This window comes from Acinetobacter sp. SwsAc5 (assembly GCF_013391485.1).
Taxonomy (GTDB): domain Bacteria; phylum Pseudomonadota; class Gammaproteobacteria; order Pseudomonadales; family Moraxellaceae; genus Acinetobacter; species Acinetobacter towneri.
The window spans coordinates 79,194-100,031 of record NZ_JACAXD010000004.1 but is presented as its reverse complement, the minus strand read 5'-3'; the positions used below and the strand labels follow the sequence as shown (position 1 = coordinate 100,031).

Annotated in this window: 20 protein-coding genes; 8 read left to right on the top strand and 12 right to left on the bottom strand. The window is 43.1% G+C overall.

The annotated features are described in order from the left end of the window. The first annotated feature begins 192 nt into the window (after positions 1 to 192). Positions 193 to 1,053 (top strand): LysR family transcriptional regulator, encoded by an 861-nt coding sequence (locus HYG89_RS03470; RefSeq protein WP_178866073.1) that lies wholly within the window; start codon positions 193 to 195, stop codon positions 1,051 to 1,053. A gap of 93 nt (positions 1,054 to 1,146) precedes the next feature. Here HYG89_RS03470 and HYG89_RS03465 read toward each other — a convergent pair whose 3' ends face one another. Then, positions 1,147 to 1,392, bottom strand: coding sequence for a DUF2789 family protein (locus tag HYG89_RS03465; RefSeq protein ID WP_136144729.1), 246 nt, complete (start codon positions 1,390 to 1,392; stop codon positions 1,147 to 1,149). A 153-nt stretch (positions 1,393 to 1,545) separates the two neighbouring features. Continuing rightward, complete coding sequence (locus tag HYG89_RS03460) at positions 1,546 to 2,196, bottom strand: HAD family phosphatase (RefSeq protein WP_070155338.1); 651 nt, start codon at positions 2,194 to 2,196, stop codon at positions 1,546 to 1,548. Between the two features lie 183 nt (positions 2,197 to 2,379). On the opposite strand from HYG89_RS03460, the gene HYG89_RS03455 reads away from it, so the two are divergent. Next, positions 2,380 to 2,862 (top strand): RNA pyrophosphohydrolase, encoded by a 483-nt coding sequence (locus tag HYG89_RS03455; RefSeq protein WP_004976084.1) that lies wholly within the window; start codon positions 2,380 to 2,382, stop codon positions 2,860 to 2,862. Between the two features lie 99 nt (positions 2,863 to 2,961). After that, positions 2,962 to 5,259, top strand: coding sequence for a phosphoenolpyruvate--protein phosphotransferase (gene ptsP, locus HYG89_RS03450; RefSeq protein WP_167845752.1), 2,298 nt, complete (start codon positions 2,962 to 2,964; stop codon positions 5,257 to 5,259). 15 nt (positions 5,260 to 5,274) lie between these two features. Here ptsP and HYG89_RS03445 read toward each other — a convergent pair whose 3' ends face one another. Next, positions 5,275 to 5,466, bottom strand: a complete 192-nt coding sequence (locus HYG89_RS03445) for a hypothetical protein (RefSeq protein ID WP_178866072.1) — start codon at positions 5,464 to 5,466, stop codon at positions 5,275 to 5,277. Positions 5,467 to 5,908: 442 nt separating this feature from the next. On the opposite strand from HYG89_RS03445, the gene HYG89_RS03440 reads away from it, so the two are divergent. Next, complete coding sequence (locus tag HYG89_RS03440; protein WP_178866071.1) at positions 5,909 to 6,400, top strand: macro domain-containing protein; 492 nt, start codon at positions 5,909 to 5,911, stop codon at positions 6,398 to 6,400. A gap of 135 nt (positions 6,401 to 6,535) precedes the next feature. On the opposite strand, the gene HYG89_RS03435 is transcribed toward HYG89_RS03440, so the two are convergent. After that, on the bottom strand, positions 6,536 to 8,188 hold the full coding sequence (locus HYG89_RS03435; RefSeq protein ID WP_178866070.1) for an acyl-CoA dehydrogenase family protein: 1,653 nt from the start codon (positions 8,186 to 8,188) through the stop codon (positions 6,536 to 6,538). 81 nt (positions 8,189 to 8,269) lie between these two features. Here HYG89_RS03435 and HYG89_RS03430 point away from each other — a divergent pair, with 81 nt between their 5' ends. After that, positions 8,270 to 8,902, top strand: coding sequence for a TetR/AcrR family transcriptional regulator (locus tag HYG89_RS03430; RefSeq protein WP_178866069.1), 633 nt, complete (start codon positions 8,270 to 8,272; stop codon positions 8,900 to 8,902). A 537-nt stretch (positions 8,903 to 9,439) separates the two neighbouring features. Next, entirely contained in the window at positions 9,440 to 10,960 is a 1,521-nt protein-coding gene (locus HYG89_RS03425) for a catalase (RefSeq protein WP_178866067.1), read from the top strand. 130 nt (positions 10,961 to 11,090) lie between these two features. Here the strand turns inward: HYG89_RS03425 and HYG89_RS03420 are convergent, their stop codons facing one another. The 8 genes from HYG89_RS03420 to hcaE form a co-directional block, all read right to left on the bottom strand. Next, entirely contained in the window at positions 11,091 to 12,143 is a 1,053-nt protein-coding gene (locus HYG89_RS03420) for an MBL fold metallo-hydrolase (protein ID WP_178866065.1), read from the bottom strand. A gap of 188 nt (positions 12,144 to 12,331) precedes the next feature. Next, a complete protein-coding gene (locus HYG89_RS03415; RefSeq protein WP_178866063.1) occupies positions 12,332 to 13,240 on the bottom strand; it encodes a DMT family transporter in 909 nt (302 codons plus the stop codon). 84 nt (positions 13,241 to 13,324) lie between these two features. Next, the gene (hcaD, locus tag HYG89_RS03410) at positions 13,325 to 14,551 is read right to left on the bottom strand and encodes a 3-phenylpropionate/cinnamic acid dioxygenase ferredoxin--NAD(+) reductase subunit (protein WP_178866061.1); all 1,227 of its coding nucleotides are present in this window, start codon (positions 14,549 to 14,551) and stop codon (positions 13,325 to 13,327) included. Between the two features lie 4 nt (positions 14,552 to 14,555). Then, positions 14,556 to 15,521 carry a 3-carboxyethylcatechol 2,3-dioxygenase gene (locus HYG89_RS03405; RefSeq protein ID WP_178866059.1) on the bottom strand — a complete coding sequence of 322 codons (966 nt, stop codon included), beginning with the start codon at positions 15,519 to 15,521 and terminating at the stop codon, positions 14,556 to 14,558. A 71-nt stretch (positions 15,522 to 15,592) separates the two neighbouring features. Continuing rightward, positions 15,593 to 16,408: a 3-phenylpropionate-dihydrodiol/cinnamic acid-dihydrodiol dehydrogenase gene (hcaB, locus tag HYG89_RS03400; protein ID WP_168460356.1), complete on the bottom strand. Its 816-nt coding sequence runs from the start codon at positions 16,406 to 16,408 to the stop codon at positions 15,593 to 15,595. 2 nt (positions 16,409 to 16,410) lie between these two features. Next, positions 16,411 to 16,737, bottom strand: a complete 327-nt coding sequence (hcaC, locus tag HYG89_RS03395) for a 3-phenylpropionate/cinnamic acid dioxygenase ferredoxin subunit (RefSeq protein WP_004976057.1) — start codon at positions 16,735 to 16,737, stop codon at positions 16,411 to 16,413. Next, on the bottom strand, positions 16,737 to 17,255 hold the full coding sequence (gene hcaF, locus HYG89_RS03390) for a 3-phenylpropionate/cinnamic acid dioxygenase subunit beta (protein WP_154321079.1): 519 nt from the start codon (positions 17,253 to 17,255) through the stop codon (positions 16,737 to 16,739). The genes hcaC and hcaF overlap by 1 nt, the downstream gene beginning before the upstream one ends. Further along, the gene (gene hcaE, locus HYG89_RS03385; RefSeq protein ID WP_154321080.1) at positions 17,252 to 18,619 is read right to left on the bottom strand and encodes a 3-phenylpropionate/cinnamic acid dioxygenase subunit alpha; all 1,368 of its coding nucleotides are present in this window, start codon (positions 18,617 to 18,619) and stop codon (positions 17,252 to 17,254) included. Before hcaE ends, hcaF begins: the two co-directional genes overlap by 4 nt. Positions 18,620 to 18,900: 281 nt before the next feature. On the opposite strand from hcaE, the gene hcaR reads away from it, so the two are divergent. Next, positions 18,901 to 19,800, top strand: a complete 900-nt coding sequence (hcaR, locus tag HYG89_RS03380) for a DNA-binding transcriptional regulator HcaR (protein WP_168460357.1) — start codon at positions 18,901 to 18,903, stop codon at positions 19,798 to 19,800. A gap of 314 nt (positions 19,801 to 20,114) precedes the next feature. Beyond that, positions 20,115 to 20,792: a DUF1345 domain-containing protein gene (locus HYG89_RS03375; RefSeq protein ID WP_178866057.1), complete on the top strand. Its 678-nt coding sequence runs from the start codon at positions 20,115 to 20,117 to the stop codon at positions 20,790 to 20,792. Positions 20,793 to 20,838 lie beyond the last annotated feature (46 nt).

Below are 20,838 nucleotides of genomic sequence, written 5' to 3'. Positions count from 1 at the left end.
TGCTTGTGAATATTCCATTTCAGTTTGAGATCATCTTGGTTGCAGCCCACGATGATCTTTTTTTTATCTCTACTGTATCTCCACAGATCATCCCAAACGCATAGTTTCAAAATAAGTAGAATTTGTTTTGATTAATTCTAATTTTTTCTAAATAATAAGCACAGTAATAAAAAATCTTTATGGATGGTGCAAATGAATCTTGCAGCCTTTGAAGCCTTTGTAAAAGTCATGGAAACAGGTTCTATTTCTTTGGCAGCAGATCAGTTATTTATTACCCAGCCTGCGGTGACCAAACGTATTCACAGCTTAGAAGGCTATTTTGGCGTGAAGCTGTTTGAGTCGGCAGGTCGTGGGGTGCAAGCCACGCATGCAGCACATTCATTATTGCCTAAAGTCAAAAACTGGCTGAATGAACTGGGCGATATTCACCATACCCTCAGTCATGAGCAAGGACAGGTTCAAGGCAAACTGAAAATTGGCACCAGTCACCATATTGGTTTGCATCATTTACCCAATCATTTGCGTGAATATGTGCAGGAATTTCCCAACGTCACGCTAGATGTGCATTTTGTCGACTCAGAACAGGCACATGAACAAGTTTTGGCAGGCGATTTAGAACTGGCTTTTCTGACCTTACCGCCCAAATTAGATGAACGTCTGTCTTATGTCACCATTTGGAATGATCCATTGGTGTTTGTGGTTGCGCCTTTTCATCCGCTTGCACATCAGAAAAACCTGCAATTGACCGATTTACTCGCCTACCCTAGTTTGTTGCCTGCCGCGCAAACCTATACCAGTCAAATCACTTTGGCAGAGTTTGAAAAGCAAGGTGTTAAACCTAAAGTCACCATGAGCAATAATCCGCTAGAATCTATTCGGATGTTGGTGTCAATTGGTTTGGGATGGTCTGTTTTACCTAAAACTTTGGTCAATCAAGACTTACAACAGTTAGATATTGACTTAGAAATGAACCGTCAATTAGGCATGGTATGGCATCCGGGACGAACGCAATCACGCGCTGTTTTAGAATTGATTGAGATGATGAAACACTAAAAGATTAATCGTTTCTTTTGAATGAAAAACACCCTCAGACACGATTGTATTGAGGGTATTTTTTATTGGCTTAATTTAGGTGCAAGTGAGGTCTTAACGATTCACCGAATCTTCATGTAAAGATTCATTCAATTGATCTACCACAATTGCCCATGAACCATCCGATTTCATTTTTTCGACGATAAACTGACGCTGTGCTTCCGTCCAAAATTCTGCCTCGGCAATTGTTGTTTCCGCATTCAATTGATGCGTTTCAATAAATTGCTGAATCGCGGCTTCACTGGCATCCAAACCCAGTTGTTCAAATAAATGTGTCATTCTTGGGCGTACACCACTCATTTTTTCACTCCTGATCATTTTTAATTCTTGTCTTACCTTAGCATGCCTATTCTAAAAATGAATGACATAATCCAACATTGCAATAAATAAAAACAAAAATAAATCAATAAGCTAGTAAAAGCCAGAGTAGCAACACCTCAAAAAAATTCAGACTTAAATTGACCAGTCCTGCACATCCCAACCTTGCTCTTCAGCCAAAGCCTGTAAACGTGCATCAGGATTTACAGCAATGGCGTGATCTGCATATTCCAACAAGAAACGATCATTAATCGAGTCTGAATATGCCCAAGATTCTGTCACTTCACGCCCTGCAAGCCATTGCTCCAAACGCACCAACTTGCCTTGTTGATAACACGCAGTATTAATGACTTTGCCTGTATATTTACCATCGACCACTTCGGCATTGGTGGCAATAATTTCACTAATACCAAACTCACGGAAAATAGGTGCAGTAATAAAGTCAGATGTTGCTGTAATCCCCACCAATTCATGCCCTAATTCTTGATGACGCTGAATAGCTTTAAACCCTTCAGGGCGCATTTGTGGACGAATCACCTTTTGCATAAATAATTCATGCAAATCTGTGAGGTACTGATTGTCGTGCTGGGTTAAAAACTCAAATACAAATTCGTTATATGCAATTGGGTCGAGTTGCCCTGCTTTGTAGTCTTCATAAAACTTGTCGTTCATGGCGCGATGGCGAACAGGATCGACCAAGCCTTCACTTACCAAAAACTCACCCCAAGAATGATCTGAATCAGTATTTAACAAGGTGTGATCGAGATCAAATAGCGCCAATTTCATGAAAATACTCGTAAAAACTGAAATTTAAGAAAAAAATTGTAAATCTATCTCCGCTAGTCGATAGAAATTCGTTAAGATCATAGCAATTTTAACATTATTTACACTTTGCGTTTTCGAGTTGGAGAAAAGAAATCATCATCCCCGAGTGCAAAGTCATAAATTAAACAATATTTAGGTAGCCAAATGATCGACTCAGAAGGTTTCCGACCCAATGTCGGGATCATTTTGGCAAACGAGTTTGGACAAGTTCTATGGGCAAAACGCATTGGTCACAATGCATGGCAATTTCCACAAGGAGGTATCCAATATGGAGAAACCCCTGAACAGGCACTTTATCGTGAGCTGAGAGAAGAAGTTGGCTTACTGCCCGAACACGTCCAAGTTATCGCGCAAACTAAGGGTTGGCTGCGTTATCGTTTGCCACATCGGTATATACGCACGGATTCAGATCCCGTATGTATTGGTCAAAAACAGAAGTGGTTTTTATTGCAACTGACAGCGTCAGCGCATCATATTCGGCTGAATTTGTCAGACCCACCCGAATTTGATCAATGGCAATGGGTCAGTTACTGGTATCCGCTTGGTCAGGTCGTCAATTTTAAACGTGACGTCTACCGTAAAGCGATGGTGGAATTGTGCAATCAATTGCCCCTGAAAAAACCTTAAAATTTGCATGAAGATGTAGATTTTTTAGCTTATTGTTATAGGGTCATCTGTGGTGTAAAACTGACCTCAAATCATTGATTGGAATATGGAGTAGCGCGTATGTCGAACATGCAACTGGATACCCTTAGACGCATTGTACAAGAAATCAATGCGTCCACCAGTTTGCATGAATCACTCGATATTATGGTCAATCAGGTCGCAGAAGCCATGCATGTGGATGTCTGCTCTATTTACCTGCTCGATGAACGCAATCAACGCTATTTGCTCATGGCATCAAAGGGTTTAAATCCTGAGGCTGTGGGGCATGTGTCTCTACATACCAGTGAAGGTTTGGTCGGTTTAGTCGGACAACGTGAAGAAATTGTCAACCTAGACGACGCACCTAAACACGAACGCTTCATGTATTTGGCCGAAACAGGCGAGGAAATTTATAATTCTTTCCTTGGCGTGCCTGTCATGTATCGCCGTAAAGTTATGGGCGTTCTTGTGGTGCAAAACAAGGACAAACAAGACTTTTCTGAAGCCGCAGAATCCTTTTTAGTCACACTTTGTGCTCAGCTTTCAGGTGTCATTGCGCATGCGCATGCCGTGGGCAACATTGATGTGTTCCGCAAACCCAACAACCTGCCTGCCTACAAAACCTTTCAGGGCGTATCAGGTTCGGGCGGGATTGCACTGGGTCGTGCGGTAATTCTGTATCCACCTGCAGATTTGGCGGCTGTACCTGATCGTGAAGCTGAAGACATTAGTGAAGAGTTAGAATTACTAGACAACGCACTAGATGCAGTGCGTCAAGAAATTCAGGCACTAGATGACAAAATGCAGGATGCCTTAATGGCAGAAGAACGCGCTTTATTCAGTGTGTTCCTACGCATGTTGGATGAAAATGCCCTGCCTGCAGAAATTAAAGAACTGATTCGTGAAGGTAACTGGGCACAAGGTGCAGTGCGTATTGTAATTGACAATCACATTGCCCTATTTTCGCAAATGGAAGATGACTATTTACGCGAACGTGTTTCTGACCTGAAAGATTTAGGGCGTCGTATTCTCGCCTCTTTACAAGAAGCCGATGCCAGTCACCGTGAACTGACCGATGAAAGTATTTTAATTGGCGAAGAAATTTCCACAGCAGCTTTGGTAGAACTGCCTGTCGATAAAATTGCAGCAATTGTCACCACCGAAGGCGCAATGAATTCTCACATGGTCATTGTGGCACGTGCTTTGGGTATTCCAACCGTAGTTGGCGTAACTGAATTGCCCATCAACAGCCTAGACGATGTGGAAATGATTGTAGATGCGCACCAAGGTCGGGTGTTTATCAACCCGCCACGTCGCATGCGGACACGCTATAAAGAAATTCAAAAAGAAGAAGAACAGATTGCCAAAGACCTCAAGCAATATGAAACCAAAGATGCCATTACCCCTGACGGCGTAGCGGTAAAATTGTATGTCAATACAGGCTTGATGATTGACGTGGTGCGTGGCGTACAACGCGGTGCTAAAGGTGTTGGTTTATATCGTTCTGAAATTCCATTTATGCTGCGTGACCGTTTCCCGGGCGAAGAAGAACAGCGTGCTATTTACCGCCAACAGCTCAGTCACTTTGCCAACAAACCTGTGGTGATGCGTACGCTAGATATTGGCGCAGACAAGGACTTGCCGTACTTTTCGATTGAAGAAGAAAACTCAGCCTTGGGTTGGCGCGGGATTCGCTTCACGCTAGATCATCCTGAAATTTTTTCTTCGCAAATTCGTGCCATGCTCAAAGCCAGTATTGGTTTGAATAATCTGCATATTTTGCTGCCAATGATCACCAGTGTCAGCGAGGTTGAAGAAGCCTTGTATTTGCTCGATCGTGACTTGCAAGCAGTGCAGGAAGAAGAACAGGTTAAAATCACCAAACCGAAAATTGGCATTATGGTAGAAGTACCGAGTGTGCTGCTGCAAATTGATGAATTTGCCCCGTTGGTGGATTTTTTCTCGGTAGGATCAAACGATTTAACCCAGTATTTATTGGCAGTGGATCGTAACAATCCGCGTGTGGCCAACGTCTATTCACACTTTCATCCTGCAGTACTGCGCGCCTTAACCCGCTTGGTGAAAGAATGTCATAAATATGACAAGCCTGTGAGCGTTTGTGGCGAAATGGCAGGAGATCCGCTGTCTGCGGTAATTCTGATGGCAATGGGCTTTAATACCCTGTCGATGAGTTCAAGTAATATCTTGCGGGTGCGTAAAGCAATTTGTCATGTACCGATGACCGATGCGCAACATTTATTAGATCAGGCGTTAAAAATGAATAATCCGCTGATGGTGAAAAGTCTGATGGAATATTATTTTAAAACCCATGGCTTGGGCGATATGGTGAAACTAGCGACACGTATCGTATCTCCATAAAACTTAGTTTAAGCCTCAAGCAACACACCATTCACTCCAAAAACAACAAGGGCGATAATCATCGGAATATCGCCCTTGTTTGTGTTTGCTATAGCCTCGTTTGGCATTTTTCTTACGGTCTACAAAAACCTGACTTTTGTTGACCTTGTGCATGTGCTTGGCCACAAAGTTATGCTGAATAAGCTCAGGCTGTTTTTTCTTTGCCATTACGCTGTTCCTTTCGGTTGATCATGGAAATGAGCAGTGTCGCTACTCTTTTAGATGGAGATGTTGAGGGAAAATTCAAGCCAATTGCTTCTGCATAACGTGACTATTCTCTCACCAATGTTCCATATTAAATTGGGAAGCCGATCATACGCTTTTTTGTACATTTTACAAGCGATTTTCACTCAATAGTGCTAAGATAAAAAGAAGGGTAAATAAATTATTGCCGCCACTTTATCAGATTTTTCTGACGGTTATTTTTGAAGGCTATTTTAAAGAACACTCAGCGGCTTTACCCATACAATTATAGCATAAAATTCTAAAAATTTTTATTACTTTTCAAAGACTTATTGGTTATAAAACCCACTAGAAAAACTGCAATGATTGGCTAATATGAATATAGAAGATCAGTTTAACAAGACCATTAAAAACAGGAGTCAAATTCATGATTTATGAAGTTTCTGGAGATATTTTACTGAGCGAAGCACGTGCGATTGCTCACGGTGTTGCCCCTAACGATAACTTTGCAACAGGTTTGGCTTTAAGTCTGCGTGAGCACTGGCCTGCGCTATATAAAGACTTCCGCAACTATTGTCATATTTACCATCCTAAAGCGGGTGAACAATGGACTTGGGTCAATGCCGAAGGTCAACGCATCGTCAACCTGATGACTCAGGAAGCGGCTTATGACAACGGTTCAAAACCAGGTAAAGCATCGACAGAATACGTCAACCGCACTTTGAAAAACTTAAAACAGTTGATTGAAGAAGAGAAAATTGAAAGCTTGGCATTACCGCGTCTTGCAACAGGTGTAGGCGGTTTAGATTGGGAAGATGTACGTCCACTGATCTACAAACACTTGGAAGATTTGGATATTCCAATTTTCATCTACACTCTATATCAAAAAGGTGTAAAAGCTGAAGAGCCTGCGAAATAAGTTTCGCTGAAGCAATCAGCTTTGCTACAAGCGAGCGTGATTGATCACGACTCGACTGCAATATACGGTTCAATTCACCCGTTTGGTTTTACCAAGCGGGTGAATTTTTTGTGCAGAATCAAGTAGCAAGGGATGCTATGCTGAAAATGCACGCTGCAAGATGGATGCAACATCGACCTGTTTAGGTTTAAGCATACCCACCACTTGCCCATGCAATGCACTATAACGCGACTGAATAAAACCTTCTGCCACAAAACTTGGCGCATAACGCAACAACAAAACCGCTTGTGCCAAAATCACCAAACGGCTCACCAAAGCACGTGCCATAAATTGTAAATCGTTGCTGTTCGTGGTCTGCAATAACTGCTGCAAACCATCTAATTCACTGCCCAAAATAGGATGAGTAACGGCAGTGCGAGCAAAATCCTGCAATAACACCTGAATCAGCTCAGGTTCTCGCTGCATAGCGCGTAGTACATCCAGACACATGACATTGCCTGAACCTTCCCAAATGGTATTTACAGGTGCTTCTTTGAAAATACGTGCCATGATGCTGTTATCGACATAACCATTGCCACCAAAAACTTCCATCATCTCACCTGTAAGTTCCACCGCGCGTTTGCAAATCCAGAACTTTGCAGCAGGGGTCATTAAACGCTTCCATGCCAAAGACACAGCATCATCGCTTTCATAACAATGTGCCAAATGAAAACTGAGCTGTACCGCAGCTTCAGTTTCCAAAGCCAAATCTGCCAAGACTGCCTGCATTAATGGCTGATTCGCCAAAGTCTGTCCAAATGCTTGACGTTGTCGAGTATAGGCAAGGCATTGCACCAAGGCTTGACGCAGCATGGCACTACTGCCCACAGCACAGGTTAAACGAGTGTAGTTCGCCATTTCAATAATGGTGGGAATACCGCGCCCTGCTTCGCCAATCATGATGCCCCACGCCTGCTGAAATTCGACTTCAGAACTGGAGTTACTCCGATTTCCCACTTTGTCTTTTAAACGCTGTACCTGAATATTATTTTTTCTGCCATCTTCTAACCAACGCGGTACAAAGAAACAAGCCAAACCATCTTGTTCGGTATTGGCGACCACCAAATGTGCATCACACATTGGTGCAGAGAAAAACCATTTATGACCTGTGAGTAAATAGGCTTGCCCACGTCCTGTCGCTGCGACTGGAACGGCGAGCGTTTGGTTGGCCCGCACATCTGAACCACCCTGCTTTTCGGTCATACCCATGCCCAGCCAAATAGATTTCTTTTGTGAAATCGGCACATCACGCGGGTCATATTCATGCGATAACAGTTTCTCACCCATGCTTGCCCACAACTCAGGTTCACGCTGAATAAGCGGAATGCTGCCTAAAGTCATAGAATTTGGGCATAAATTACCGCACTCAACCTGTCCTGCCAAATAAAAACGACTGGCCCAATCGACCCATTTTGCCGTAGATTGCGGTTGCTTAAATGGATGTGCATGCGTGTCAAACTTACGATTCAGCGCCATCCAGTGATGCCACGCAGGATGAAACTCCACTACATCTTTACGACGTCCACGTGCATCGAAGGCATGTAAAATAGGCGTATGCCGATTGGCTAAATCGGCATAATGATAATATTCTGCCGATGCTGCAATGTGCCCCAATTCACTCAGTCGGGTCTGATCTTGACTGCCATAACGGGTTAAAATTTCTTGTAAAACCGTATCGGTTTCAAATAAGTTATAGTCTTGTAATTCATCAAACTGATTTTGAATTTGATGGGTCATCCATGTCTGCATTGTGTCACTCCTAGACAAACGCGATGCTATCATTGCATTTAGTATAGAGAAAAATATGTGCTCAGGTGTTCGGCTTTATTTATGAAAAATTCTGAGGTTCAAGTGCGCCGTAAGCCGCGCCAATCGCGGGCTAAACTGACTCAAGAGGCTTTACAGGAAAGTTTTGTTCGGCTTTTGCATGAACGCTCGGCAGCTGAAATTACCATTCGTGAAATTACTAATTTGGCAGGTGTCGGTTTAGGCACTTTTTATGAATACTTTGCCAAGAAAGAAGATTTACTGGCATTGACGATTCACCTGCAAGTCAAACAGCATGCAGAACACTTAAAAAGTTATGCCCAACAGCAACTTGAGTTATCCACAGTTGTTGAAATAAACCGCTATATTGCAACCATCATTCAGTTTCAGCTTCAGCAAATTCAGGCACAACAATGGCTTTGGGCGCAGACTTTTTTACTGGAACGACAAGTTTCACACATTGAAACTTACCAAAAAAGTTACAGCATGATGCTGCAAATGTGGCAACAGATATTCGCACCTGTCATACATAATGCCGAACTACAACTGCGCCTTGCTTTGAATCTGCACCGCATCAGCTATGGCTTTATTTCACAAAGTTTATTAATCAATCCGCATTTTCAAGATTGGGGCACCTTGTACACCGATATTTCACTAGCAATTCAACCGTTTTTAGTCTCTGTTTCAGATATTTAATGCTGCAAAAACTATTAGGGTCTGTTGACACTTCGTCTATGTTTGCGACGACGCATATTTTTTTAGCTGATATAAGGCATGAGATAGGGAATTTAGTCATTCTAAGTGACTGACACATAACGTAATAGCAGCAAAAAATATGCTTGTCCTGAAAGGCTGTGACTAAAACTTTCTCAGATTGCGTTATGAAACTTGGCAATAGTCTCGCTATTCCCTGCGTTTCATGCCTGATCTGCTCAGTTTTAGCCTACAGCGCAAGCCATTTATGAAATGTCAACAGACCCTGATTTCCACACAAACAATAATCGAATACACCAATCATAAACAATAAATTTATCTATTTGTAAAATTATAAAAATCGTTTTACATTAAAATGGTGAGATTTGAAAAGCTTTCATCTACAAAGCCCGATCTGCATGGTATTGTGGTGTTGTAGTTGATTTTTTAAACAAACAAAACGGTTCATGGCCGCTTGTTTTAGAAGCTAAATTTCTAATACAGCCCACCACATGATGATCACAATAATGGAGAACAATGATGAGCCAAGAGATAAAAAAATGCCCTGTAACGCATTTAACCACCGATGCAGGCGCACCTGTTGTAGATAACCAAAATAGTATGACTGCGGGCGCACGTGGCCCACTTCTTGCCCAAGATTTATGGCTCAATGAAAAGTTGGCAAACTTTGTACGTGAAGTAATTCCTGAGCGTCGTATGCATGCCAAAGGTTCAGGTGCGTTTGGTACGTTTACTGTCACGCACGACATCAGCCAATATACCCGTGCCAAAATTTTCTCTGAAGTTGGCAAAAAAACTGAAATGTTTGCTCGTTTCTCTACCGTTGCAGGTGAGCGTGGCGCTGCCGATGCAGAACGTGACATTCGTGGTTTTGCTTTAAAATTCTATACTGAAGAAGGCAACTGGGATTTAGTCGGTAACAACACACCAGTGTTCTTTTTCCGCGACCCACGTCAATTCCCTGACCTGAATAAAGCGGTAAAGCGTGACCCACGCACCAACCTGCGTAATGCGACCAATAACTGGGATTTCTGGACTTTGCTGCCAGAAGCACTGCACCAAGTCACCATTGTGATGTCGGATCGTGGTATTCCTGTGGGTTATCGTCACATGCATGGTTTTGGTAGCCATACTTACAGCTTTATTAATGCCAATAATGAGCGTTTTTGGGTGAAATTCCACTTCCGCACTCAACAAGGCATTCAAAATCTAACCGACGCAGAAGCAGCAGAATTGATTGGTCGTGACCGTGAAAGCAGCCAGACTGACCTGTATAACGCCATTGAGCGTGGTGATTTCCCTAAATGGACGCTGTTCGTACAAATCATGCCTGAACTTGAGGCAGAACAAGTGCCATATCACCCATTTGACCTGACTAAAGTTTGGCCTAAAGGTGACTACCCACTCATTCAAGTGGGTGAGTTTGAGCTGAATCGTAACCCAGAAAACTACTTCCAAGATGTTGAACAAGCCGCCTTTGCGCCAAGCAACCTTGTTCCAGGAATCAGCTATTCACCAGACCGCATGCTACAAGCGCGTTTAGTTAACTATGCCGATGCTGCTCGTTACCGTGTAGGCGTGAATCATTCACAAATTCCAGTGAATGCAGCACGTTGTCCCGTGCACTCAAACCGTCGTGATGGTCAAGGTCGTATGGATGGCAACTATGGCAGCTTGCCACACTACGAGCCAAACAGCTTCCACCAATGGCAAGAGCAACCACAATATCGCGAACCTGCATTGAAAATCCGTGGCGATGCAGATTTCTGGGATTACCGTGAAGACGACAGCAACTATTTCAGCCAGCCACGCGCCTTGTTCAACCTAATGAACCCTGAGCAAAAACAGGCACTGTTTGATAATACCGCACGTGCAATGGGCGATGCGCTAGACTTCATTAAGTACCGCCATATTCGTAACTGTTACGCATGTGATCCTGCTTATGGTGAAGGTGTTGCTGCTGCGTTAGGCATGACTGTTACAGATGCACAAGCTGCTCGTGCAACGGATCCTGCACTTGGTCAGCCAGGTGTACTGTAATCTTTACACTTAAAGATTCACTAAAAATATAAACTCATAAAAAAGCCCCTATTCGATAGGGGCTTTTTATTGTGTCGTTTGCAAATAACACTTTTCAGCAAGTAGAAAACTACTTTTGGCTTGTTAACGACTACACAATCAGCTTCTTACCTTCACGAATACAATAAAACGGATTCATCAATTTAGATGAACGTTTCATGGCATGATGCAAGTCTGCCTCTGGTTGCTCACGCCCTTCATCGGTCAACTCAAAAGTGCGGTAATGAATGGCCAAAGAACATTTGGAATGCAAATCTTTATGCGCCTGAGAGGCATCTTCAGGGTTCATGTGCATATAACGCATCAGATTACGTGGCTCATAAGAACCAATAGGCAAAAGTGCCACACGTGGTGCGCCCATACGGGTTTGAATTTCTTTAAAGTGTGGCGAATAACCCGTATCACCCGCAAAGAAACAATGGTCTTGCCCATGCAAAATGGAAAAACCTCCCCACAACGCCATGTTCTGATCACGTGCACCACGCCCCGAACCATGTTGTGCAGGGGTGTACACAATTTTCAACTCTTTAAACAAAGCCGACTGCCACCAATCCATTTCAATCACATGCAAGTCTGGCGGTAAATACCAGCTATTGCCCAAACCTGTATAAATAGGCATGGCAAATTGATGGTTCAACCATTTTAAGGTGGCTAAATCCATGTGGTCATAGTGGTTGTGGCTAAGCAGCACGGCATGAATGGTGGGTAAATCTTCCAATGCAATGCCCGCAGGACAGGCACGTTTAGGCCCTCTGCCCTGTTTCGGGCTCACATGCTCAGCCCAGACTGGATCAGTCAATATGTTATAGGGGCCAATTTGAATCAATACAGTGGCATGCCCTACAAACCAGACTTGCCAATCATCCAAACTGGCCTGTGGGCGTAATTGTGGAACCGCACGCGGCGTTGCAAAGAACTGTTGTGCCTCTTGTTGAGCATTGACCTTCCAGCTGTTCGATTTACGTTTTAGCAACCATTTCAGCAAATCGGTTTGGCTGCGCCCCTCAGGGTACGCCACAGGATTAAAAAACTGCGTGCCATCATAATGATTTGAAGGCAAAAACTGTAGCTTGGGTTTACGCCAAGTATGTGACCAACAGGCTTCCGTTGGCAGTTGAAAATGCTTTTGTTCCACGTTGTTCATGTAAGCCCAATAATATATAGCGCATCGGCCATGATGCTTTTAATCCTGATCTGTTCAGAAATAAACACAGCTTTGGTTCATGTGTTGACTCTATCACGCATAGTAGCGAAATCAAGCGGGCAATTTCCTTTATGTTTTTGTTGTTTTGAGAAAAAAGTCGTATCGGACAACAACTCAGCACTGCAAAATTAGCCTTTGCAGAAATACTGTTCGCGCCATTCTTTCCAGAAATACATCACAATACCCAACATCACCACAGCAATACCAATAAAGGCATTCATGCTGATGTGTTCATTGTTTAGCGTTGCACCCAGAATCAGCGCAATAATAGGCGTCATCACATTGCTTAAAGAAACCGTAGATGCAGTTAAACCGCGAATTAGCCAGAAATAGCACAGCATTGCCACAATAGATGACATGATCATGGTAAAGATAAAACCAATCATGGTTTTCACCCCAGGCATGGCGGTTGGAACATGCTGCCAAATAAAAGGAATTAATAACAATGAACCCAGTGCCGAAACCATTAATGAACCTGTGGCCTGAGACATAGGACTTAAAGGTGCATTGATTTGTTTGACCCAAAAAATTGAGCTGATATAAGACACCATGCTAATCAGCATGAGTACCACACCCCAAGGATTGACTTTGCTATCGGCAGAATCAGCAAAAACAAAACTTAGCCCTGAAATGGCAATTGCCATACCAATCCACTGTAACGCGATCAGTTTTTGTGTACGTAGAATCACATGACCGATCAAGCCTGCAATCAATGGCGAGAAACCAAAAATCAGCGCCATTAAACCTGACGTTAAATAATTTGCTGCCAAATAGATAAATAGTTGCGCACCAATTAAGTTCAGACTTCCTGCCAAATAGCTTTTCATAGAAGTGCTATCAAAAGGCAATGGGCCACGCATCAATTTGAGTAAACACAGCGCAATCACAGAAGCACCAAAGTAGCGGATTATCAGCACCCACATCGGATGGACTTCTTGCACACTCCAAACAATCGCCAATGGCGTAATGGCCCAGATCAGCACCAAGAGCACATAAATACTGGCGGTCACAACAAGCGGAGATGTATTGGCGTTCATACTTTACCCAACATGAAATCTAACTTTTTTAAGCACATAAAAAACAGACCTAAGTTGCCTCAGGTCTGTTTCATTTATTCAAGATTACTTCACCAGTTTGCGAAGGTCTTGGCTCACATCTAAATACTTGTCTGCGTCAAATGCAGCCTGTTTGCTAATCAGCTTTTTCAGGTGACGCATGTCTTTGGCAGCGTTCACGGTAATTCCACCTACAATCACGCCATCAGTCACACCAAACAGTACGAATGTGGAGTCACTGCGTTTAGTCGCATCCATCTCACCACGTACATGCCATTCTGCTGCCGACATATCACCAACGAATTGGTAGTTGATGTCGAGCTGATCAGTCCAGAACCAAGCAGGATTTGCAACAGGATGCGCCACGCCCATGACATGACGTGCAAAAATGCCTGCTTGCAAGTTGGCATTTTCCCAAGTTTCTACACGACGATGGTTACCACATTCACGAAGTTGTGAAGCAACATCGCCCGCAGCATAAATGTCTGGGTTTGAGGTTTGACAGTTTTCATTCACATGCACTGCAAAATCTGCGTCCAGACCTGCTGCTACAGCCAATTGCGCATTTGGAATAATACCAATACCGTAAATCACAGCGTCAGCACGAAGTTCTTCGCCGCCCTCAAGGGTGACAACAATTTCTTCACCATCCAACTTACAATCTGCAATTTGTGTGGACAGACGTACATCGACACCAGCCAGTTGCTGCTGCTCAAGCAAGAATTCACTTAAAATACGTGGTGATGAGCGCCCCATCACCATTGGCCCCATTTCAATGACTGTTACTTGACAGTCTTTGAAACGTGCAGAAGATGCCAACTCCAGACCAATCACACCGCCACCAATTAAAATGATACGGCGACCCGCTTGCAGTACAGGAACCAAAGCTTGTGAGTCTTCAAGGTTACGCAGCGTGTAAACGTGTTTACCCAAAGCATCAAAGTTAGGTAAACGACGTGCTGCACCACCTGTAGCAAGCAAAAGTTTGTCGTAAGCGACAACGTCACCGTTTAAGAGTTCAACAGTTTTCGCTTCGGCATTGATTTTGCTCACGCCATTGCCACGGATGGTTTCCACGCCCAATTCTGCCAATTTTTCTTCAGACAGAATTTCGATTTTGGTTTCTTCAGGACGTAAAATTACATCTTTAGACAGCGGTGGACGCTCATAAGGCAAATGTTTTTCATCACCAATGAGGATAATTTTGCCTGCATATTGGTTGCCACGCAGCTCAAGAATGGCACTCGCCCCTGCCTGACCTGCTCCCACAATTACAATTGTTTCTACGCTCATGGACTTAACCTTTTAACTCGGCAGATACGATGCCAAAGCCCGCAATCCACTCACTAATATCTTCATAGCAATGTGTGGTCATGTCATACGCACCCAGCTCATCCAATGCCGCAAAAGCAGCCATCCATGAACGAACTTCCTGACCACCACGGCCGCCATCACGACGAATTTCAGCTTCAGTCATGGCTTCCATTGCCGCAAAATCTGCATGCTTGAATTTCTCAAGTAAGGCAATATCCCACTCTGGGCTAAGTGGCACTGCGACCGATGTATCACCCGCTGCAAGTTTTTGCCCAACAGCAATAATTTTGGCTTGGCGTGCATGACGTGCTTCAGCACTTGGGTTACGTCCTGCAATTAGAAACTCTTCAACTTCAGGTGGCACTGACCCCATTTGTGGTGTTGGTGGATCGTGCGACAAACCACCTGTACCTAAAACAAGAACACGTTCATTTTCAAGATTTAAAGACTTGATGAATTGCCCCACTGCACGACCCAAAGCAATGGTACGCTTCGTGGTTGGCATTGGTGCAGCAGCACCATTGATAAATACAGGAATGGTTGGGTAACGGTCTAACTGACCATCGCATAAGAAGTGTAAAGGTTGAGTCACCCCATGATCGGCCTGCATACGATACGAGTACGCCACATCTACGCCTTCATCCAATACACGATGCACCATAGCCAAAGCTTTGTCTTCAGGCACATCAATACGGTCATTGTCTTTGCCGTAGTCCCAGTCACCCGCAGCCGTGGCGCGAATACCCACACAGAAACTTGGCATCAAATCGTAAAAGAAACCATTAAAATGGTCTGGACCAAACGTGATGATTAAGGTTGGATCGTAAGCTTTGACTTCTGCAGCAAGTTGCTCAAAGGCAGCACGAACTTTTTGTTCTTTGGATTGATCTTGCGGTGTTGCAAATTCCATTAAAGGACTGTGCGATGCACAAATGAGTTTAACGGCCATGAGAGACTCCTAAATAAGGAAGGCAGCCCAGAGAAAGGCTGCCGATTCGTCTATTGAATTTAGACTCAATTTTATTCGTCAAAGAAACCTGCGCGTGGTTGACGTAAACCACGAATACCCAGACCACATTCTGCATTGATCAGAACGCCAGTCAGTGGACGGTTATTTTGACGAGATGCTAAGAGCACATAAGAACCTGTCATATCTTCTGGCTCAGGCAAGAAATTCAGCGGCATACCGCGTGCAATTTTTTCAGGATCACGTGCATCAAGTAAGCCTAGGTTTTCCTGACCTAAAGATGCTGCGCCCTTAATATTGACATTCATCGCTGAAGGCGCAACGGCATTAACACGTACTTTAGGTGCCAACTCATAAGCCAACTCTTTCATGATGCCAACACCTGCATGTTTAGATGCAGTGTAAACAGGACCACCGCCTGAAGAATACAGCGCAGAATTGGATAAGGTTAAGATGATAGAACCTTCAGATTTCACCAACTCATCTAGTGCCGCTTTTGCACCCAAGATCAATGCCTTGGTATTAATGCCCATGATTTCATCAAAGGCTTTTTCAAGCTGCTCACCCGAAGTATTGACGATATCTGCATAATGGTCCCAGATCCCTGCATTGCCAATAAAGCAATCCAGTTTTCCAAAACGCTCCACAGTGGCCTGTACAGCACGGACATTGTCTGCATAGTTGGCAACATCACCAGCGACAGCCACAATTTGATCACCAAAACGTTCTTTTAAGGCATCTACTTTAGATTGTGAGCGCTGTAATACGCCCACATGCGCACCTTCATCAAGGAAGCGTTCTACCAAAGCCCAACCCAAACCAGAACCGCCACCTGTAATCAGTGCCACTTCGCCTTTTAGCCAACCCATGCTTATTCTCCTGCCATTTCTACGTATAACGCACCATCTTCAACCACCACAGGGAAGGTTTGAATTGGGTCAGTTGCTGGCAAGCATAAAGCTTGACCAGTTTTTAAACAGAAACGTGCAGAATGTAGTGGACATTCAACCGTGCCATCATCTTCAAGATAACCTTCAGACATAGACGCATTACCGTGTGAACAACGGTCATTCATGGCAAAGAACTCACCACCGTTATTGAATACTGCCAGTGCTTCGATACCGTTTACACCGCAGTCCACTTTTAACGCTTCGCCTTCGTCTAATTCGTCAACTTGGCAAACAAAAATCTTATTCATTAGAAGAATACACTCAGGTTGTGTGAGTTATACGTTACTTGGTCAAGCACAATCTTACGGTTGAAAATTTGGAAGCCTAAGCCACCTTCAACACGACGGATTTTGTCATTACGCTTACCACAGTAAATCGTCACGTCTTTCTCTTTTTGAGTACGGTACAGTAAGTAAGTTACGTGTACATCGTATTCACCTTCAACATCTGTTGCTTCAACAATCACGTTGCTAACCATGTGCGTTGTACGTGATGGAGGCTCTTCTGCCCACGCCATACCCGTTTCTAAACGTGCTACACGGCGCTCAAGCAAGTGTTTGTTGTCGTTGAACACCCAAGTGGTGGGTGGCTCAACTGAACGACGACGGTCACGGGTTTGCGCATTTGGTGTAGTACGCAAGGTATAAGAAATATCTTCTGCCATGAGTTCTAACCACTCACGGAATTTCCAGTCGTCCAGCAACTTTGCTTCGCGATACAAGAATTGGCTAACTTCGTGTTGAAGTTCTAAACTGATTTGACTCATTTCACTAGCTCCTTCTCGTATTCGTCAGCTGCTTTTTCAACATCTTCCCATTTTTCATGGATCAGCAAATCTGCCCAACGGCGGTACATACCACGTGCTGCAGTTTCAGAGAAAATGTAGTTGGTAATACCCGGAATACCATCTTCACGGATTTTTTCGTTACCTTTACCCATCTCAACAATCAGTTTGTTTTGACGCGCTTTGTAACCACGTAATACTTTTTGAATTTCAATCCAGTTTTCAGAGTCGTCTTGCTCTAAGAAACCTGCAGGACCGAATGCACGTGTTGCAGAACGCTCAAAAGCGTCTTTCACTTCTTGAGAGGCTTCAGCATCGGCAATACAGAATGCCCATACTTCAGTTTTGTTCGGACCACGTGGGTGCCATACGCGAAGTGTTGCTGTACCGTTCAACCAAGACAAGGTTGGGAACATCGTGTTGTGACCAGCCAAACGTAGGGCACGAACTTCACCTAAACGCTCTTTAACTTCGTCATACGTTTCACGGAAATAGTTAGCAACTTCGCCATCTACCCATACGTTTGCATCTGGTTTTTCTGTAAAGAAGAAACCTGAACCGTGACCACGTGAACCGTATTGAAGTGCGTCTTTCGCAGTTTCCCAAACAGGACGAGCAGTTTGTGCAGCACCCAATTGTTTACTGCTGTCATCATCTGGTTTTGCACCCAAAACCTGAATAGCAGATGCGTGAGAGAACAATGCGTGGTATTGGTCAGAGGCAAACTGTTCTGCAGCAAATTTCCAGTTACAGTCAATTTCCCACTTGTGTACACCACCAATAATTTCTGTACCACCCGGACGACGATCCACCACGCCATCTAAGTACCAAGCGATGTCGCCCATGTATTCTTCTAGGTCAGGAGTCGTTTCATCCCAACAACCGAATACCAAGCCTTTGTAAGACTTCACACGATTCACTTCCACCAAGCCCCATTGCTCTTTACAAGCACCTTGAGGATAAGCACGTTCTTCTAATGGAATATCTTTGAGTGAACCATCAATACCGTAAGACCAGCCGTGGTATGGGCAAGTAAATGCACGCGTATTACCACAGTCTGCGAAGCTCACACGCATAGAACGGTGACGGCACTGGTTTAAAAATGCTTTGATTGAACCGTCTTTTTGACGTGCCACAATAATTGGATCTTCCCCCATGTAGGTATTGAAGAAGTCGCCAGCTTTAGGAATTTGGCTTTCATGACACAGGAACAACCACGTACGGCCGAACACGCGTTCAAGTTCTAATTCGTAGATATCTGGATCTGTATAAATAGATGGAGTGATACGTCCATTTTGTGCATCGACCAAAGCGTCGATTTCGCGCACATCAATTTTTCCACTCATGAAAAGCTCTCCTGTGACCAACAACGGCACAAAGTAAATAGACTCAACTTTGGATGGATAATGATTTTTTAGGGACGTTTAGTGAAATATTTTTTTTGTTTTAATTAATAGATTTTATAGATTAATAAAACTTTATATTATGCGATTAAAACATTACACAATGATAAAACCCTATTTATTTCCTAAATGACACAATAATTTTCATCTGATGGTTGTTTATAGATTATACTTTTATTAATCTATAGTAAGACATATTTTGAATTAATCTTTGGAATGGCTGTATGGAATTACGTCACCTTCGCTACTTCATTACCGTGGCTGAAGAACTCAACTTCAGTAAAGCGGCGCTTAAGCTTTATACGGCTCAACCTTCGCTGAGTCAGCAAATTAAAGACTTAGAAGAAGATGTTGGCGTTAAACTGTTAAACCGTACCAAACGCAAGGTTGAACTGACCGAAGAAGGCGCTGTATTTTTGGAACAGGCTCGCCTGACCCTTGCCCAAGCCGACAAAGCCGTTGCCATGGCACGTCAGGTTTCACAAGCCAAACAGCAAATGCTACGTATTGGCTTTGTACCTGTGGCGGAAATGAAAATTTTCCCCTTTGTACTGCCTAACTTACGGGTACAAAACCCAGATTTGAAAATTGAATTGCTCAGCTTGAACAATACCGAGCAAATGAAGATGATCAAAAAAGGTGAGCTCGACATCACCTTTACCCGACACAATATTAATAGTGATGAAATTGAAAGTCAGTTTGTGCTGCGTGAGCCGCTGATTTTTATTTTGCCTAAAGATCATCCATTAGCAAAATATGAACGTATTCCTGTTAAAGCTTTAAATGGCGTAGATTTTATTATTCCTGCGGCAGAAGCATCTTATACCTTGCACCATTTGATTGTCGATTTTTCTAAACAACATAATATTGAACTGAATATTGTGCAAAAAGCAGACAATATTTTATTTAATATCAACTCTGTAGGCATGGGTTTGGGCTGCACTATTTTGCCAGGCTATGTTGCACCACTAACCATGGAAAATACTGTGATTCGCCCCTTAGATGTAGAATTACCGTATTTGGACTTATATGTGAGTTATGGCAAAAACAGTAACTCACCTGCTGTACAGAAATTTTTAGAGCTGCTCACTCGCGTGTTCTATTTGGACATAAACCGCGAATAAAACTCAAGTCTGAAATACCCAATCATAAAAGTGCTTTTTCTCCACCAAGGGAAAAAGCACTTTTTTATTGTTTCTGCATCAATACTCAGCTTTAGACTTAAGTCTAAACATATTTTTGAAAGATAATGCAAAATGAATGCTCATTGACTTCAAATATCACAGCACATTTTTATACAAAATTGCTGCCATCAAGCACCTTAAATTACAACTTAAGTCTAATAAGTAAACCTACCTGAAATACCCAGAATTACTTAGACTCATGCCATAAAACAGCGCACAATCAAGTGAGAAAAAAAGCCTTAAAAGGAATAAGAATGCTAAAAAATCCACTCACACGCATGCGATCTGGTATTCAGTCTCGCCCTTATTTCTTTATTAGTTTTGTGATTACCATTGTGCTGTATGCCATATTTCAAACTTTGAGTACATGGGCATGGTCAAGTTGCTTATTACTAAGCTGGAATATTGCCATTTCCTGCTATTTACTGCTGACCATGCTTAATCTGTGGCACAGTGATCATGCACATATTTTGCAACGCGCCCAACAGCAAGATGCCAGCAAATGGCTGATTCTATTTTTGGTATTTTTAACTTTGGTGATGTGCTTTATTGCGATCATTATTGAGGTGAATTTATTTGCACAAAGTGAATTTGTGCGCATGGGACATTTTATTTTATCTATTACCACCATCTTATGTGCTTGGTTTTTTATGCACACCATTTTCGCCATCCACTATGCCCATGACTACTATTTAGCATTACAACAGCAGCAAGAAGGTGGACTGGATTTTCCTAAAACACCCTACCCGACTTATCCAGATTTTTTATATTTTAGTTATGTGATTGGTACTTCAGCACAAACTGCAGATGTTTCAATTAGCTCACAGCCTATGCGAGTGCTGAACACACTACACATTATTTTGGCCTATAGTTTTAATACCACCATTTTAGCCATTTGCATTAATTTGGTGGCCAGTTTTATCCAACACTAAATGCCCCAAATATTACTCATAAAAAAGGATGGCATGAAGCCATCCT